Raw genomic sequence first — 16,304 nt, forward strand, 5'->3', positions numbered from 1 at the left:
GATCGTTTGGGTGCGGATCTGCTCGGGCGAGGGTGACGGAGGCGCGGCAGTGCTCGATTCAGCAGCGCGACCACCGGGCGCAGAACTGATGTGTGCTCCGACGATCACGCCAGCGATGCCGGCACCGAAGACGCTGACCACGACTGCCGCAATCAACCCAGCGCGCCGCACACCAGACGGTCGGCGAACATTCGGGGGATACGTCGGCGGCTGCCACGGTGTGGACATATCACGTCGCCTGACTCGCGGCGATCCCGGCGGCACCGGCATCGTCGGCGTTGGTCAAGATGACCGAGGTTGCGGTTGTCGCCGCGTGTAATGCCGTAGCCATGGACTCCCGGTGCTCCCCCATCGCATGGTGCTCGACGGGCCAGTCGGCCATGCCCGCGAGGACGGCCGCAGTCGCCGCGTCGTCGGCCGCCAGCGGCGGCGCGAACGCCACTGCGGACGGGACAGATGCCCGCCACGCGTTCATAGTCGCCGCCACGTCGTCGACCTCCTCGTGGATCGCGTCCGTCATCGCTGCCCTCCCTGCTTTATCGAATGTTCACTAGTTGCGTTGTGTTGCTCTTTTTGTTCAGTTCTCCGGTGGCGCAACCGTTTTGGATACCTTACCGCTGAACAGCGACAGATTCGGCAGCCTTGAGTTGCCGGTAGGCCGTCGAGCGTCCGACGCCGAGCAGCTGCGCGATTTCCCACACCGGCATGCCTTGTGCTTGTAGCTCCCGGGCATGCGTCAACCGGGATCCCGACAGCGCTTGCGGGCGACCCCCGACCCGGCCGCGGGCCCGGGCTGCAGCGAGGCCGGCCATGGTTCGCTCATGCATAAGGGCCCGCTCGAATTCGGCGAGCGCGCCGAAGACATGCAACACCAACCGCCCTGCAGCACTGGTGGTGTCGATCTGCTCGCCCAGAGAGCGCAACCCAATACCGCGACTCGTCAGGTCCTCGACCAAGGCCAGCAGCTCCGGTAACGACCGGCCGAGCCGATCGAGCCGCGACACCACCACGGTGTCGCCTTTCGCCGCGGTGGTCACCAGTTCGGCCAACGCTGGCCGATCCGACCGCAAGCCGGAAGCCACATCCGTCCAGACCTGCTCGACGCCGGCCGCGTGCAGCGCGTCAAGCTGCCCTTGCGCGCTCTGCTCGGTGGTCGACACCCGCGCATACCCCAACAGCTCGCCCATGTCCCACAGCATCCACCAACCCACCGACAAATCGGGACGCGATTTCGGGACGCCAATCGTGCAGCTCGGCATTCCTCGCCCAGACATCGCAGCGGTGTTCTCGAAATCGATCGTTATCGGGACACTGACTACTTGTGTCCGCGGGACCGCTGACTCTTAATCAGCGGGTCCGCCGCGCGAAACGCTGACAGTGCCGCGGAGGCCTATGGCTCTGGGCTGTTAACCCTTCGGACGCATGGGCCAGCGGGCGGCATGCGAAAACCATTGCGACACAACGCCGATGCTGGCCCAACACCACCACAAGCGAGAGCGGTTCGCGGACTTCCCGTGGTGCGCAGTTGAAATGGCTCGCACCAAGGGATCGCCCGCTGCACCGAGGTCAGCCGCGCTCGGTCGTGGTGGTGTTCGGGTGGCGGGCGGCCGTGGAGCCCTTGACGTAGCGGCCGGTCACGGCACTGCGATGGTGAGTTCCGTTGCTGGTGTTGCGGCCGCTGCCGCTTTCGGTGACCGTCGTGCGCGGGTTGCGCGCGGCGGTCGAGCCCTTGACGTAGCGGCCGGTCACGGCACTGCGGTGGTGGCCTTTGGCCATGATGTTCTCCTTTTGTTGATCGACAGGTTCGGTTGAGCCGGACACCGGTCTCCTAAATGCAGCGAGAGGGCGCACCCCTGAATCGATGGCGGTTAGTGCGGAAGTTCGTTTTGCCCGCGCCGCGGCGCGCTCTGCTGCGGCCCGCACGACTGCCTCGGCCCTTTTTGTCGGCACGCTTCGACGCGCGGCCTTGGCCGAGCGGGTGCCCAACGACGACCGTTCGATGAGTCGATTGATGGACCTGTCGTTCACCCGGACCTCCTTTGACGGCGCTGGGCGCGCTGGTAATCGAGCATGTTGCCGATTTGGCGGGCATCGCTCATACCGAGCCGCTCGGCGATTTCTTCGTACGAGTAGCCGCCGATGTGCTTGAGTACGAGCGCTTGGCGGGCCCGCTCCGTGCTGACCTGGGCCAGGGCGTCGGCCACGTCTTGGCGGGCCACCACTTCGGCCTCGATTCCCCTAATCGGGTCGAACCACTCCTCGGGCATCTCGCCATCGGGGATCTCGCGGTGCTCTTGACGAGCGGTCTCGGCGCGCAGCGCCTTGGTGTAGACGTTGGCGAATCGATAGAGGCACTGGCCGATGAAGAAGGTACCCAAGCTCGCACCCCGGCTGGCCTCCCAGCGGCCGGCGCGCAAGACGCGTTCCCGGAAATAGTCCAAGGCCACCACGACGGTGTCGGTGGCGAGGTCGTCGCATAGTTCAGCGTCAGGCCACCCGTCGCGCCGGCCAAGGCCAAAGCCGGTCAGCTTTTTCACCCTTCCGTAAATCACGCAGCGGCGGATCCAGCTCGATATCACGCCCATCCCGTAGCGGGCCATCTCGCGGGCGAACCGGTCCCATGGGCGGCCGGCAAAGCCGTGCAATTGCAGTTCAAGCAGGAGTTCTTCGTCGCCTACGAGGCGCAGTAGGTTTTCCTGCTCGGCCGTGAGTTCCTTATCCCCTAGCCACTCGTCGATCAGCTGGTCGTTGTCGCCGTCGTAGCCGAGATAGTCCCCGTCGTTATCGGGTTCTCCCGGTTCATCAGGTTCTACGCCCTGGTCGTCGGGTTGTACATGCGCAGGATCCACGCGGGAGCCGGGGGTCCGGTCCGGTCGATCCATGGGCTACATCTCCGGTGAGGCGAGCAAGAGACGGCCGAACGCTTTCGGTTGTCGCTTCCTCTTAAATCGCGGCGCGGCCCTGACCCCTGAAAATTCCCGAAAGAATTTTTCGACGGCCCTTCCAGCCGGTCTCACTGCCCCGGGCCGTCGGCGAACACCTTCTGGTTCGAGCAGCTGCCACGCCCATCATCCAGCAGGAATGTATCGCGCGGCCGCGATGGCGCGCCGGCTATCACCAGCCGCCCAGCCACCCTCGATCGGCCGCAGCCTGGCGCAGGTGCTGGACTTCGCGGTAGAGCGCGCCCTGGTCCCGGGCCTTGGCGGCGGCCAGGATTGCCTGGCTGAGTTCCACATCCAGTGCCGTATCTCGCCAAATCGCGGCAGCACCAGCACAGTTGGACCGTACCGCGGAGCGCAGGCGATCGCGCACCCGCAGGCTGGGGCCGTCACCGAGCGCGAGGTCGGTGAACCACAGCTCGTTGCGGACCTCCAGCATTTTTTCTTCTTCGACTGCGCCGATGAACTGGCGGCCCATATCGATCACCATGAAGCCCATCTGCTTGGCCATGTAGAACGTGGTGACGTGCGCCTTGCGGCACACCAGGATCGGGACAACGGCGGCATCGGGGCGGGCCTGTTGCACCAAGACGCCTTTGGCCAACAAATTGGTAGGGCTCGGTTGCCGAAGGATAAATCCACTGCCGAATATTTTTCACCTCGAACAGCAGCGTCACGGGGTCTCCGGGAACACCGTCATTGCCGATCGGCACGGTGACTCCCGCGCTGTCCAGCGGCCCCGGCAACCTCAGCCCAAGCAACCGCACCACCGCGCTAGCTCCCGGATCGGTCGGCAGCACCGCCCCGGACTCCAAGATGCCCGCGCGCACCGCCGCCTCCCCCGCCGGCCCGATCAAACCTTTGGGGTGTCGCTTGGTTCCCGACGCCCAACCCAGATACCGGCCGTAAAGCAGTCGCTTGCGTGCGGCAGCCCTGGTCGATGCGGTCGGCGCGGCCAGCGCGGTCGGTCGGCTGCAGCGTCTCGATCTGCGCGCCGCCGCGGGTCGGGCCGGTGACCCATTCCATCTCTCCGCTCTCTACCAGGCCGCGCAGCGTGTTGGAGACGTGATGTGGGTTGATGTTCTGCCCGGAGCCGGGCCAGTACCCCTCGGCGATACGGCTCTCCAGCTCGCGGCGCACGGCCGCGTGCTGTTCGGCGATGATCTCCCGATGATGCGCTTCGGCAGCGCGAGCATCGTATTCCGCCGCCGAGACCACTCTGGAAGTATCCGCGCTGTCGGCGGGAGTGGAACGGGATGAAAAGGTCTCATACCCATTCAGAGGCTCAGACGGTCGCTTCCAACAGGTTTCGGGCTTGCCGCGTTCCGTTTCACCGCACCTGAGACGCCGTATATAGAAGTTATTGGGTCGGCTGATGCGGGGCCTCGGAAAAGCGCTTACCTGCATGTATGTAAGTACACATACTGTCATGGTTACTTACATACTAACTTACATGTAATGATGCATGTAGACATGCTTGCTTGTAAGGCGGTAGGCTCTCCGTCATGGACATTTCCGCAGATGAGCGGTGTGAAATCGTGGCAGTGGCGCTGCAAAAGGGCGGCGTGGGCAAAACCACCACGACGATCAACCTCGCCGCGAACCTTGCCGCGATAGGTCTTCGAGTCCTGGTGATCGACATGGATCAGCAAGCCCACAGCACCAAAGGACTCGGCATCGAGCTCGGCGCCGACGATGCGTCTATGTACGAGGTGTTGCATCCGGACAGGGCCATGCGCGTGCCGCTGGCGAAAGTCATCCGGCCGAGCCAGTTCGGGATTGATGTCGCGCCCGGCCACCTCGCGCTCAAGGAACTCGAGCGCACCGGCCTCGGATCAGGGGGCCAACTGCGCCTAGCCCGGCAACTCGACGACATTGAGGGCTACGACTTCGTTCTCATGGACTGCCCGCCGGCACTGGGCGAGTTAACGACGGCGGCGCTCGCCGCCGCCGACTACGTATTGGCGGTCCTCAAGGCCGGGCCCGATGAAGTCGACGGCCTGGTCGAACTGGGCAACTCGATCCTCGACGTACAGGAGACACTCAATCCAGACGTGCAAATCCGATATGTGCTGCTAGCCGATTTCGACGGCAATCCCAAGGCCAGCAAGGACGTGCGCAAGCAACTGCGCGCCGACTGGGGCGAGTGGGACGCCGGCGGGGCATACCTGGGCGAAATTCCCCACACCGTGCGAGTCGTGGAGGCCAAGGGCAAGCGCGTGCCCGTTCACGTGCACGCCCCGACCAGTACGGCCGCCGTGGCATACCGAGAGGTCGCCGAACGCATCGCGGCCAGGCGGCAAGCAGCATGAACGCAGCGAAGCCCAGCGGTCTAGAGATCGGCTCGACCAGACCCTTGTCTCGCGCGGAGCGCCGCGCCGAGGCCGCACGAGTCAAAGCCGACGAAGCTCCCCCCGAACCGGCACCAGTCAGCCCACCGCTTCAGGATGATGACGTTCCGCCGGCGCCGATGGTAACCCCCGACCAGGGAAACGAAGCCCCCGAGCCGCCGGTGCGGTTGAAAGCCCGACAGCGCAAGGCGAAAAACCCGTTCGCTACGCAACTACACTCAGGGACGCTGGCCCGGCTCGAATGGATCAAGGCCCGCGGATACGCCATCACCGACACCGTCGACGAAGCCATCAACACCTACCTCGACAAGGCGGGTATCCCCAGACCAGACCACAACGACCGCATGCCCAGTTGAGTCTCAAGGTGGCATGGCCTTCCTCGCCGCCAATTGTGGCGAACGTGGTGGTGCTGGCTGGTCAAGGCCACGCCGCTACGCGGTCGACCACGGTCGAGCCTTGACAACCAACACCACCACGCACAAGAGCGGCCACTACGAGGAAGGGAATGCCGCGAAGGCAAAATGTCGGGAGGGAGTCATACCGTGGGAATCATGAACGCGAACACGACGCCGGCCGCCAAGCCGCCGCAACCGGGTTCCGCCGAGCACTGGGCAGCATGGCTGGACAGATACGGTGACGACTACGCGACCGATGACGAACGCCGCGCCGCCTACCAGGACTTTAAGACCAACCTCGCCACCCTGCAGACCGCCTTTAGGTCGCAACCCGCCTCCGACGAGTCATAAAACCCTTCTCAATTCGAGTTGTACCGGGGCGGTTGCACCCCCCTTGTCGCTAGCGTCCCTGGCCATGCGACTAGGCGTGTACACCGAAGCGCACCATTTCCGCGGCTCCGGCCGGGCCACCGGCATGACCTATGCAGGCCGCAGAGCGGCGAAGCTCTTGGGTCCCCGGAGCATGCCGTGACCGCTCGCCATATCTACGTCGACGAGACCAAACACCGCAACTACCTGATGGTCGCGGCGGTCGTGCTGGGAGAGGATCTGACGTCGGCTCGCGCTGTCGTTCAGGACCTTCTCAAGCCGGGCCAGCAACACCTCCACATGAAAGACGAGGCGGACGGTCGGAAAGAGACCATCGCCAAGGTGCTCGCCGCCGCAGACCTTCACGCGACGGTCTATGACGCAGGTCGACGACACCGCACTCAAGTGCTTGCCCGGGCCGCATGTTTGTCTGCACTGGTCGAGGACTTGGCCACCAGCGACGTCGAAACCCTGATCGTCCTAGACCAGGACGAGACCCTAGTCCAATCCGATCGCCGGCTGCTCTACCGTGCTGTGCGTGCTGCCGGCCGCGAGGCCACCTTGCGCTACGAGCACCGGCGCGCGGCCACGGAACGCCTACTCGGTATTCCAGATGCCTTCGCCTGGTGTTGGGCCAAGGGCGGGCACTGGCGATCCCACATCCGATCCGTCATAACGGTGCAGACGGTCTAAACCAGGTCTAAACCCACGCAGATATGCGCGAAGCCCGAGCGCCGCGGTCGTCCGGCCGGGTCTCGGGCTCACTTTCTGCAGCTAGTGCCGCAGACATGTCCATGATAGCTCACACCGCCTTATCGGGGCGGCTTTTTACGCTCGGCATATTTCGCCGACCGGCACGTCGGGTAGCACGTCACACAGCACCATCACCAGCGCCGCTGTGCGGGCTTCTCGAACCAGTTCGCTTTGCGTTTGCGAGTCGGGTAGTCGCCAGTGCTCGCGGCCCCAGTCGGTAACCGCCCGATCGGCCCACTCGTCGGCCAGTTCAGCCACTTGCAGCGCAACCTGCTCGGCCACCTCGTCGACGAATTCCTGGCGCTCCGCGGCATCCCAGCCCGCCGGCAACCGCAAATGCCGCCCTAACATCTCGGTGACCCGCCGTATCGGGATCAAATCCTCGTCCATGTCGTCAATCCCGCTCTCCCGCAACGCATAACGGCGGCTTTTGCCGCCGGGCGGCCTACCGCTGCTTGCGTTCCTTGTACCGCAAAAACCCGTCCACGGCCTGCTTGGTCACGCCCAGCTGGGCAGCAATCCACGTCGTACCACGACCGGACTCCACCAGACGCCGTGCCGCCTGCCGGCGACGCTCGCGCGCATCAGCGCTTTCCTCGTCAAGGCGCGCCAGATCGGCATGCGCACGCACTAGCTCGGCCAGCGCCTCGTCTTCGTCCACACAGGCCATTCCACCACACCAGTCAAGACTACCTTGACTACTCCACCCGGCGTACCTAGAGTCAAGGCTGTCTTGACTAGTGTTCGCAGTCGTCCGGAGGGTGCCGCTATGAGTCTTGCCGTGTTCGAAGACGTTGCCCGGGCGCACTTTTGCAACCCGCCGGCAACTTGGCAGATCACGCCTTCGCACGATGACGGGTGGTGGAACGTCGTGGACAACCACGGTGCGGTCCTGGACCGCTGTCCCAGCAAGGCGCGGGCCGAACAATGCCGCTGTAACGGTCCCGCGGCCACCCGCTGGTATCAGCGCACCGACTGGTATCTGGGCTACGACCCGCACGGTAGGAGCCTCACCGGATCGCAACGGCTGATCATCGCCGACATCACCGAACTCATCGCGGCCGCCAGTCACGCATTCCGTCAGGCCCGAACCGTCCGGCCGGCACGCTTTGTCGACCAGGGCGCCGACGACGACCGGATCTGGGCAGTCGCCCTGCTCCCCACCGGCCGCTATCAGGTACACGGCGACTACTTCCACACCTACGACGCCACTGAACTGGACTTCCTCGACCAGGAGGCCATCACCGACCTCGCTGCGGACCTCCGCGACCTCCTCGACGGCGAGCGTCAGGGCTGCGCGCTCTGATCACGAAAACATCACGCAAAGACGGCGTGTCGGGGCCGATCTATCAGATAGTTATGTGAGGGTTGGCATATGGCACAACCGCACAAGGGTCAACGGAAACTCATCATGTGTCGCCCAGTTGAAGCGGTTTATGACGAGGCGAAAGCCGAGGCCGCTCAGCGAGGCATCAGCCTCTCACAGCTCGTTGCTGATGTTCTGGCATATCGGTACGGCCGTGAGGACCTCGTCCGCGAACTCGATCAGAAGACGGAGGTTCTGCCGCTGGCGATGTGAGATCCCCAGCCCGGCATCCCTTTGTCTTTGGGTCGACTATCTGGCCGGGTAGACGTGACATCTCAATAGTCCGGTGCGGATTGACCCGCTGACACGACAAAAGCCCCGCCGAGGCGGGGCTCCGTCTGAGGGTTCGAACCGAGTTGGCGCTCGGTTCCGGGTCCGCACCCGTTGCCCCTGAAAAGGAACGATGTCTTCCACAGACTCGTTTCACGGTAGCGCATACCTGTCCGTTGTTCCAGATAACGCGGCGCACTGTGATCCATTTTTGTCCACCCCATCTGTGGGCTTGTGTGCCCTCCCGCATCGAGGGTGTGTCACCACGCGGCCGCCGGCGTCGCGGCCGCCGACGTATCGCGGCTGTAGCGCTGGTCGCCGGCGGCGCGGTGTCATCCGTACCGCGCCGGTAGCTGATGTAGTGGCGTTTCGCCGCGGCCGCCGACTAAGCGATGGTGATCTTCCGCCGGCGAGCGTGTTCGTCAACCTCGAGCTCGAGGACGACGCCTACGCGGGGGCGCCCTGCTGGTCGAGTGGTGGCGCGCACTGGGCGCACGTGACTGTCGCGGTGGCCTACGACCTGCGCTACGCCGAGATCCGACCGCAGATGACGTCTGGGGGCATCGCCAAGCGAACGCTGGTCGTGATCGCGGCCGCGTTGGCTCGTACCGCTGACGTGGCCACCGGGCGCAACGCGCGCCCCACCAACGAACAGTTGCAGCGCGCCACCGGCTTCACCGAGCGCACCATCCAGCGGGCCCGCGAATGCCTGCGCCTGCTCGGCGTGGCCACCGAGGTCCTGCGCGGCCGCCAACGCACCTACACCGAGCGCATGGCGTCCTGGCGGATGGGCGATCACCACCGTGGCTGGGCCTCAGTGTGGGCACTGCACGACAACGCCCAGCTCACTCGGGTTATCCACACCGTGTCACCCCACCTGGAACGGTCCCCAGTAACCACTCACACCTCACCTGGAGAACGACTGATTACTACCCGCGGGCGCCACAAGGGCGCCCGGCACGGCGTCGCTACGCGCCGCCCAGCTGCAGACCCCGAGGGGTGGCGCCTGGCCGCGGCGTGGCGCACCGATTCGCACTGCGCCGCCACTACGCCGAGCTCGAGTGGCCCGCCCAGCCCGCCGAGCCGGCCGGTGGCAACGCCCGCTTGTTCCACAGCTCGCTGGACGCCGGGCAGCGCGCCGGCATCGCCCGGCTTGCGGCCGAACTGGGGCTTACCCGGTTCCAGCTGCTGCTGGCCGCATTCACGTGGAGCCTCTACGGCGTCACCGGCCGCACCCGCCCGATCGTGGCCACGCCGGTCGCGGGCCGGCCGATGGCCGAGTTCGAGTCGGCGGTCGGGATGTTCGCCAACACCGTGCTGCTGCCCGTCGACCTCGCACCGGATGCGCAGCTGCGCACCCAACTGCAACGGCAGGCCGTCGCGACCCAGGAGGTCCTGAACCGTCAGGACGTGACGCTGGCCGACGTGCTGACCGACACCCCCCTACCCGCTGGGTGTTCGCCGCTGGAGTTCCTGTTCGTGCTGGAGAACACCGACTACGGCGCCCTTGCCCTGCCGGATTGCGGCGTGCGTCACCTCTGGCCGCGGCCCGCCCAGGCCAAATGCCCGCTCACGCTGTTCGTGCTGGAAGGCGAAGCCGGCTTCGACTGCGTCTGGGAGTACGCCGAGGACGTATTCGACGGCGACCGGATCCAAGCGGCCGCCCAGCTGTTCGGTCGCGCGGTGGACCTGCTCACCAGCGACCGCTCGGGCACGCTGACCGAGCTGGCCGCCCCGTATCGGGCTGACGTCGCCGGGCACGGTCGCGGTCCACGGTCGACGTTCGTCACGGTGGCCGAGGGCTTCGCGCGTCAGGTCGCCCGGACACCGCACGCCCCGGCCGTGACGACCCGCGAGCGCACGCTGTGCTACGCCGAACTCGACGCCCAGGCCGCCGCGTTGGCCGCCCAACTCCCCCGGCCATCCGACCCCGCCGCACCCGCGCGGGTGGCGATCTACCTGCCGCCGTCGGCCGAGCATGTGGTTGCGCTGTTGGCCGCGGCTCGGCTCAATTTCACCGCCGTCCCGCTGGACCCGGCCTATCCCGCCGAGTTGCTGGGCCAGATCCTGCGCCAAGCCGAGCCCCTGTGTGTGCTGGTGCTGCCAGGTGCTGAAGCCGAGGTGGCTGCCGTCGTGCCGGACGGCGTGCCCCGGCTGGTCGTCACGCTGGCTCCCGCTGCGCCGGCCTTACCGTTCGCCGCCGCGCCGCATGACGGCCGCAGGCCGCTGTACACCCTGTTCACCTCCGGTTCCACCGGCACCCCCAAGGGTGTCGACGTGCCCGACCGCACGCTGTGCAACCTGCTGCACTGGCAAAGCGAGCACGGCGGGCTTGCCGGCGCAGCGGTGACCCAGCAATTCGCCGCGCTGTCCTTCGACGTGTCCTTCCAGGAAATCTTCACCACGCTGTGTTCGGGTGGCCGGCTGCATCTGGTGGACCCGGCGTGGCGGCGGGATCTGCCGCAGCTGCTGGACCAGCTGGAGACCGCCGGCGCCGAGCGCCTGTTCCTGCCGTACGTGGCACTGCAACTGCTCGCCGAGCACGGCGTCCGGCTGGGCAGATACCCCTCCCGGCTGCGCGAGGTCATCACCGCCGGAGAGCAGCTGATCTGTACCCCGGCGATCCGCACCTGGTTCGCGCGGCTGCCCGGTGCCCGGCTGTTCAACCACTACGGCCCCACCGAAACACACGTCGTCAGCGCCCTGGTGCTGGACGGGGATCCGGAGACGTGGCCGGAACGGCCCGCGATCGGCCGGCCGGTAGCCAACGCGGTGCTGCGCGTCGTGGACGACACCGGGGACCCCGTCGCACCCGGCGTCACCGGCCGGCTGCTCATCGGCGGGCAGATGGCCGCGCCCTGCTACCTCGGCGACGCCGAACTGAACCGGACCCGCTTCACCGCGGTGCCCGGGCAGGGACTTTTCTACCGCAGCGGCGACCTCGCCCACGTCGACCACAACGGGTTGTTCCATTACGACGGGCGCGACGACCAGCAGCTCAAAATCAGCGGCCACCGGCTGGAATTGGGCCAGGTCGAGGCGGCCCTGCTGCGCCACCCACGGATCGTGGGAGCCGTCGTCATCCCGGCCAACGGGTCGCTGCGCGCATTGGTGCAATGCCACGGCACAGACGATCCGAGCGTCGACGAGCTGAACTCGCACCTCGCCGGGCTGTTGCCCGCGCACGCCCGGATCGCCGACTTCCGGCGGGTGGACGCGCTGCCGCTCACCCCGAGCGGAAAGCTCGACCGTCGGGGCGCCGCGACCGTGCCGGGGCGCCAGCTCGCGACGGTTATCGCGTGGCGGGACGTGTCGGCGCTGGAAAGCCGCCTCTACGGCGAGTTCTTGGCAGCAACCGGCAAGCCGCTGCGACCCGACCAGAAGTTCTTCGACGCCGGCGCCACCAGTTTGGACCTGATGCGGTTTCAGCAGCGCTGCAGCACCGAGCTCGGGTTGCCGTTCACCGTGGCCGACCTCTTCGAGTTCCTCAGCATCCGCGAGCTGAGCCGCCATCTGGAGACGTCGCAGGCCTCGGCGGCACCTGCACCCGGCCCGCGACCGGCGGCCGGGGAACACCGCGACGGCCCGGTCGCCGAACCCATCGCGATCGTCGGGATGGCGGTGCGGGCACCCGGCGCAGCGGATTTGGCGTCGTTGTGGCAACTGGTCGAAACGGGCGGGTCGGGCGTGGAGCACTTCGAGGCGGCCGACGGCCTCGTCGGCGCCCGAAGCCAGTTGGACGGCATGTTGGCGTTCGATCCTGACCGATTCGGGATCAGCCACCGCCATGCCCGGTTGATGGATCCCCAACAGCGGCATCTGCTGATGAGTTGCACGGCAGCGCTCGCCCACGCCGGCATCGCCGAGCCCGGGGCTGCCCGCGTCGGGCTGGTGGCCACCGGCGGCTATGACACCTACTACGAGGCGATGATGCGCGAGGCCGATCCCGCCGAACTGCCCAGCGGCCTCAGCATGGAGATTCTGCACGAGAAGAATTTCCTGGCCGCCAAGGCGGCCTACTACCTGCAGTTGACCGGGCCGGTGTTCACCGCCCAGGCGGCGTGCGCCAGCTCGCTGGTGGCCGTGCATCTGGCCGCCGGGTTACTGCGCGAGGACGACGCGGACGTGATGCTGGTGGCGGGCGTAAACGTCGACACCGCGCTGACCGACGGGTACCGGCATCGGCCGCACTACTTCCTGGCGCCCGACGGCATCTGCCGTCCGTTCAGCGACGACGCGGAGGGCACGCTGGGCGCCAGCGGAGTCGCGGTCGTGGTGCTCAAGCGCCTGTCGCAAGCCGAGCGCGACGGTGACACCGTCCACGCCGTGATCACCGGGTCGGCGATCAACAACGACGGCTCACGCAAACACAGCTTCATGGCCCCGTCGGTGGCCGGACAACGCACGGTGATCGCACAGGCGTTGCGACGCAGTGGGCGCCGCGCTACCGAAATCGGGTATGTCGAGGCGCACGGGACTGCCACCCGCCTGGGCGACCCGGTCGAGGTGACCGCGCTGCAGCAGGGCTACGGGCTCACCGAACCTGCCTCGTGCGGGTTGTCCTCGCTCAAGAGCCAGGTCGGCCACTTGGGGGTCGCCGCCGGGGTGGCCGGGTTGATCCGCGCGGCGTTGGCGGTGCGCAACGGAGTCATTCCGCCGAACATCAACTTTCGACGGCTCAGCCCGGAAATCGGTGACGGCGCGGTTCCGTTTTACATTCCCACCGAAGCCCGGCCGTGGCCGGCGCAGCGCGCCCGCGTCGCCGCGGTCAGCAGCTTCGGCGCCGGCGGCATCAACGCGCACGCGATCGTGGAACAGGGTTGCGAGTCGGCCGCGACCACTCCGGCCGTTTCGTGCCTGCTTCTTTCCGCGCACACCGAAACCGCGCTGCGGGCCGACGCCCACCGCATCGCCGACTACCTGGCGGCCCACCCCGACAACTACCCACAGGTGCGACGTCACCTCCAGGCCGGTCGCCCACCGATGCGATACCGCGCGGCAACCGTGCCCGCCGACGCGGAATCCGCCGTCGCCTGGCTGCGTACCGTCGTTGCGACGCAGGTCCCCGATGCGGCGCCGAAACGCCAGTTGCCGGCCGAAGGCAGCTCACCACACACCCTTGCCCAAGCGTGGATCGACGGAGCCGTGATCGAGTGGGCGCCAGGTTCGGCCCAACCGCCGTGGAACTTCCCGCCGCCATCCTTCGACCTCGACGACTACGACTTTCCCCGGGCCTGCCCGGAACCCCGGCCGGGCCCGGTTGCGGCCGCCGGCCGGCGCACAGCCGCACCCCCCGCGCGACGGCTTGATCGCCGACGCGCGCGAGCGCTCGCCTGACTCTGCTCAGGTGATGTCGCCGTCGACGTAGCGCTGCAGGTTGGGCGCAAGCGCTGCCACCGCGTCGTCTTCGGGCATCGACGCGATCGGCTCGATTTTCCAGACGTAGCGCAGCAGGGCGAACCCGATCAGCTGGCTGGCGATCAGCCCACTGCGACGCAGCCGTTCGCCCTCGTCGTCGCCGAGCGTCGACTCACCGATCAGCCCGCGCTCGATGATCAGCCGAAGCTTTTCGCGGGTCGTGGGTTCGTGGGCGGCGGTCAACACCACCGCGCGCAGGGCGGGACCGACCTCCTCATCCGTCCAGATGTCGAGGACGTTGCGGATCAGTTTTCTGCCCAGCTCGGCCTTGGGCGTGGCCCAGGTCGTGGCGACCGAGTCGAGCCACTTCTGCGGAGGCGCAGTCGCCGCGTCGAGCAGGCCTTCCTTGGAGCCGAAGTAGTGGTAGATCAGCGCCGGGTCGACGTCGGCGGCGCGCGCTACGGCACGGATCGCCGTGCCGGCCCAGCCGTGTTCGGCGAATTCTTCGCGGGCCGCGGTGAGAATGCGCGCCGCCAGCACACCGCGGTCGTCGCGCGGGCCGGGGGTGCCCGATCGTGTCGCCACAGTCACACCATACCCGCGGAAATTCATCTTGCGTTGAGACTAATTTCAACGTAGCGTGAAACTATGACCACGTTGCTCAACGGTCCCCAGACCACCGGCCGGCAATACCGCAACCTCAGCGAGCCGCGGCACTCCTGCCGCACCGACGCCAACGTGACGATCACCGTCCGCGACGGCACCACGTTGCTGGCCGATGTGCACCGGCCCGGTTCCGACGGCCGCTTCCCCGCGCTGCTGGCCGCTTCGCCCTACCCGCGGCAGATGCAGGACTTCGGCGCACCCGCCGGCTTCATCGAGGCGGGCGCGACCGACTTCTGGGTTTCGCGCGGCTACGCGCACGTCATCGCCAACCTCCGCGGCACCTGCGGGTCCGGTGGCACGTTCAGCTTCTTCGACGCACAGGAGCGCCAAGACCTCTACGACCTTGTCGAATGGGTTGCCGCACAACCCTGGTGCGACGGAAACGTCGGCATGATCGGCATCAGCTACTTCGCGATGAGCCAACTCGAAGCCGCCGTCGAGCGCCCGCCGCACCTCAAGGCGATCTTTCCCCTGGCGGTCACCACCGACCTCTACGAGGGAGCCAACCATCACGGCCTGCTGAGTTCGTCGTTCGTCACCCCCTTCCTCGCGATGACCGGCCTGACGGCCGAGCGCAGCGACAAGCTCTGGCGCAGCAAGCCCGTCGGTCTGGTTCGCCGGGTGCTCAACAGCCCGCGGGTGCATAAGAAGTTCGAAACCCTCAACGGGGAGTCGGCGCTCACCATGCTGCGCCAACTCCTCCGTCTGCCACACAATCCGCATCCGTGGGACGAGCTGTGGCTCGACGCCGCGGTCAGGCATCCAACCCGCGACCAGTGGTGGCAGGAGCGAAACCTGTTGCCGCTACTGAAGGAAATCGACATCCCGGTGTACCTCGGCTGCGACTGGGACAATGTGCCCCTACACCTCTCGTCGACGTTTTCCACCTGGAACGCATTGTCGGACAACGCTTGTGTGCGAATGGGCCTACTCGGAAAGTTCGGCCTGACCTGGCCATGGGAAAGTCTGCACGTCGAAGCGCTTGCCTGGTACGACCACTGGCTCAAGGGCCGCGCCACCGGAATCCTCGACGGACCGCCGATCCGCTATTTTCTGCCAGGTGCCGACGAATGGTGTACCGCCGAGTCATGGCCGCCGTCGACGACGCCGCACCGCGAACTCGCCCTGCGCGCCGACGGCGCGTTGCGCGCGGATGAAGGTGACCCGGGCAGCCGCGAATTCATGGTGCTGGGTTCGGGATTGGGTCGCGTCAAGCCGAGCGCCATCGATCCACCGTCGTTGCTGACCTGGACCGGCACCCCGTTGAGCGAGGACCTCGATGTCGTCGGCGACATCGAACTACGGCTGGTGGCATCGGCGACAGCGATCGACACCGCGTGGATTGCCACGCTGCAGGACGTGGCGCCCGATGGCCAAACCACCGATGTGACGGCCGGCTGGCTGCGCGCGAGCATGCGTGCGGTGGACGAGGCGGCGAGCCGGCCCGGGGCGCCGGCGTTGCCCTGCACGAACGCTCAGGGGATACCGGTAGGACACGATGTCGTGTATCGAATCCCATTGGTTCCCAACGCTCGCCGGTTCAAGATTGGGCACCGCATCCAGCTGGTGCTCACCAGCGACGACCAAGATCCGTCGGTGCCCGCCATGATGGGTTTCCGGCATGCCAGCGTTGGTACCAGCAGCCTGAACACCATCCGCTCGTCGTCGCGGCTTCTGCTCCCGGTACTCGGCTAGCGCAATGATATTGCGGCCGAGTCGCTCAGCCGCGGGCATTTCGGGCAGATCGCGGTATCGCGCAATAGCGCTAAACACGGATATTTCATGACGGTTTCGGTTGGGCGAAGATACGGCAGCTTTAGAAGTCGATTAGCACCAT

Annotated in this window: 18 protein-coding genes; 8 read left to right on the forward strand and 10 right to left on the reverse strand. The window is 66.7% G+C overall.

Translation table 11 applies throughout. The features are described 5' to 3' along the window. Positions 1–229: 229 nt before the first annotated feature. The 6 genes from EET10_RS24380 to EET10_RS24405 form a co-directional block, all read right to left on the reverse strand. Positions 230–520 carry a hypothetical protein gene (locus EET10_RS24380; RefSeq protein ID WP_036407413.1) on the reverse strand — a complete coding sequence of 97 codons (291 nt, stop codon included), beginning with the start codon at positions 518–520 and terminating at the stop codon, positions 230–232. A 91-nt stretch (positions 521–611) separates the two neighbouring features. Then, positions 612–1,187 (reverse strand): recombinase family protein, encoded by a 576-nt coding sequence (locus tag EET10_RS24385; protein WP_036407469.1) that lies wholly within the window; start codon positions 1,185–1,187, stop codon positions 612–614. 379 nt (positions 1,188–1,566) lie between these two features. Next, the gene (locus tag EET10_RS24390; protein WP_036407412.1) at positions 1,567–1,776 is read right to left on the reverse strand and encodes a hypothetical protein; all 210 of its coding nucleotides are present in this window, start codon (positions 1,774–1,776) and stop codon (positions 1,567–1,569) included. 248 nt (positions 1,777–2,024) lie between these two features. After that, positions 2,025–2,882, reverse strand: a complete 858-nt coding sequence (locus EET10_RS24395; protein WP_036407410.1) for an RNA polymerase sigma factor — start codon at positions 2,880–2,882, stop codon at positions 2,025–2,027. 232 nt (positions 2,883–3,114) lie between these two features. Further along, complete coding sequence (locus EET10_RS24400; protein WP_136624762.1) at positions 3,115–3,525, reverse strand: hypothetical protein; 411 nt, start codon at positions 3,523–3,525, stop codon at positions 3,115–3,117. A 188-nt stretch (positions 3,526–3,713) separates the two neighbouring features. Further along, positions 3,714–4,157, reverse strand: coding sequence for a hypothetical protein (locus EET10_RS24405; RefSeq protein WP_036407404.1), 444 nt, complete (start codon positions 4,155–4,157; stop codon positions 3,714–3,716). 287 nt (positions 4,158–4,444) lie between these two features. Here EET10_RS24405 and EET10_RS24410 point away from each other — a divergent pair, with 287 nt between their 5' ends. The 4 genes from EET10_RS24410 to EET10_RS24425 all read left to right on the forward strand — a co-directional run bounded on the left by EET10_RS24410 (position 4,445) and on the right by EET10_RS24425 (position 6,747). Beyond that, a complete protein-coding gene (locus EET10_RS24410) occupies positions 4,445–5,251 on the forward strand; it encodes a ParA family protein (RefSeq protein WP_036407401.1) in 807 nt (268 codons plus the stop codon). Beyond that, positions 5,248–5,646 (forward strand): hypothetical protein, encoded by a 399-nt coding sequence (locus EET10_RS24415; protein ID WP_036407398.1) that lies wholly within the window; start codon positions 5,248–5,250, stop codon positions 5,644–5,646. Before EET10_RS24410 ends, EET10_RS24415 begins: the two co-directional genes overlap by 4 nt. Positions 5,647–5,841: 195 nt before the next feature. Beyond that, positions 5,842–6,036, forward strand: coding sequence for a hypothetical protein (locus tag EET10_RS24420; RefSeq protein WP_036407395.1), 195 nt, complete (start codon positions 5,842–5,844; stop codon positions 6,034–6,036). Between the two features lie 177 nt (positions 6,037–6,213). Further along, positions 6,214–6,747: a hypothetical protein gene (locus EET10_RS24425; RefSeq protein ID WP_036407393.1), complete on the forward strand. Its 534-nt coding sequence runs from the start codon at positions 6,214–6,216 to the stop codon at positions 6,745–6,747. A 135-nt stretch (positions 6,748–6,882) separates the two neighbouring features. Here the strand turns inward: EET10_RS24425 and EET10_RS24430 are convergent, their stop codons facing one another. Then, on the reverse strand, positions 6,883–7,197 hold the full coding sequence (locus EET10_RS24430; protein WP_051490802.1) for a hypothetical protein: 315 nt from the start codon (positions 7,195–7,197) through the stop codon (positions 6,883–6,885). 55 nt (positions 7,198–7,252) lie between these two features. Then, positions 7,253–7,468 (reverse strand): hypothetical protein, encoded by a 216-nt coding sequence (locus EET10_RS24435; protein ID WP_036407463.1) that lies wholly within the window; start codon positions 7,466–7,468, stop codon positions 7,253–7,255. Positions 7,469–7,576: 108 nt separating this feature from the next. On the opposite strand from EET10_RS24435, the gene EET10_RS24440 reads away from it, so the two are divergent. Beyond that, positions 7,577–8,113 (forward strand): hypothetical protein, encoded by a 537-nt coding sequence (locus EET10_RS24440; RefSeq protein ID WP_122502568.1) that lies wholly within the window; start codon positions 7,577–7,579, stop codon positions 8,111–8,113. 69 nt (positions 8,114–8,182) lie between these two features. Next, complete coding sequence (locus EET10_RS24445) at positions 8,183–8,386, forward strand: hypothetical protein (protein ID WP_036407388.1); 204 nt, start codon at positions 8,183–8,185, stop codon at positions 8,384–8,386. Between the two features lie 442 nt (positions 8,387–8,828). Here the strand turns inward: EET10_RS24445 and EET10_RS29810 are convergent, their stop codons facing one another. Continuing rightward, the gene (locus tag EET10_RS29810) at positions 8,829–9,245 is read right to left on the reverse strand and encodes a hypothetical protein (RefSeq protein ID WP_167480099.1); all 417 of its coding nucleotides are present in this window, start codon (positions 9,243–9,245) and stop codon (positions 8,829–8,831) included. Between the two features lie 215 nt (positions 9,246–9,460). Between EET10_RS29810 and EET10_RS24450 the strand changes: the two genes are divergently transcribed. Beyond that, positions 9,461–13,780 (forward strand): AMP-binding protein, encoded by a 4,320-nt coding sequence (locus tag EET10_RS24450; protein ID WP_218028485.1) that lies wholly within the window; start codon positions 9,461–9,463, stop codon positions 13,778–13,780. 6 nt (positions 13,781–13,786) lie between these two features. Here the strand turns inward: EET10_RS24450 and EET10_RS24455 are convergent, their stop codons facing one another. After that, positions 13,787–14,413, reverse strand: coding sequence for a TetR/AcrR family transcriptional regulator (locus EET10_RS24455; protein ID WP_051490800.1), 627 nt, complete (start codon positions 14,411–14,413; stop codon positions 13,787–13,789). Positions 14,414–14,449: 36 nt separating this feature from the next. On the opposite strand from EET10_RS24455, the gene EET10_RS24460 reads away from it, so the two are divergent. After that, positions 14,450–16,162 (forward strand): CocE/NonD family hydrolase, encoded by a 1,713-nt coding sequence (locus EET10_RS24460; protein WP_036407383.1) that lies wholly within the window; start codon positions 14,450–14,452, stop codon positions 16,160–16,162. Positions 16,163–16,304: the final 142 nt, after the last annotated feature.

Source organism: Mycobacterium pseudokansasii (assembly GCF_900566075.1).
Taxonomy (GTDB): domain Bacteria; phylum Actinomycetota; class Actinomycetes; order Mycobacteriales; family Mycobacteriaceae; genus Mycobacterium; species Mycobacterium pseudokansasii.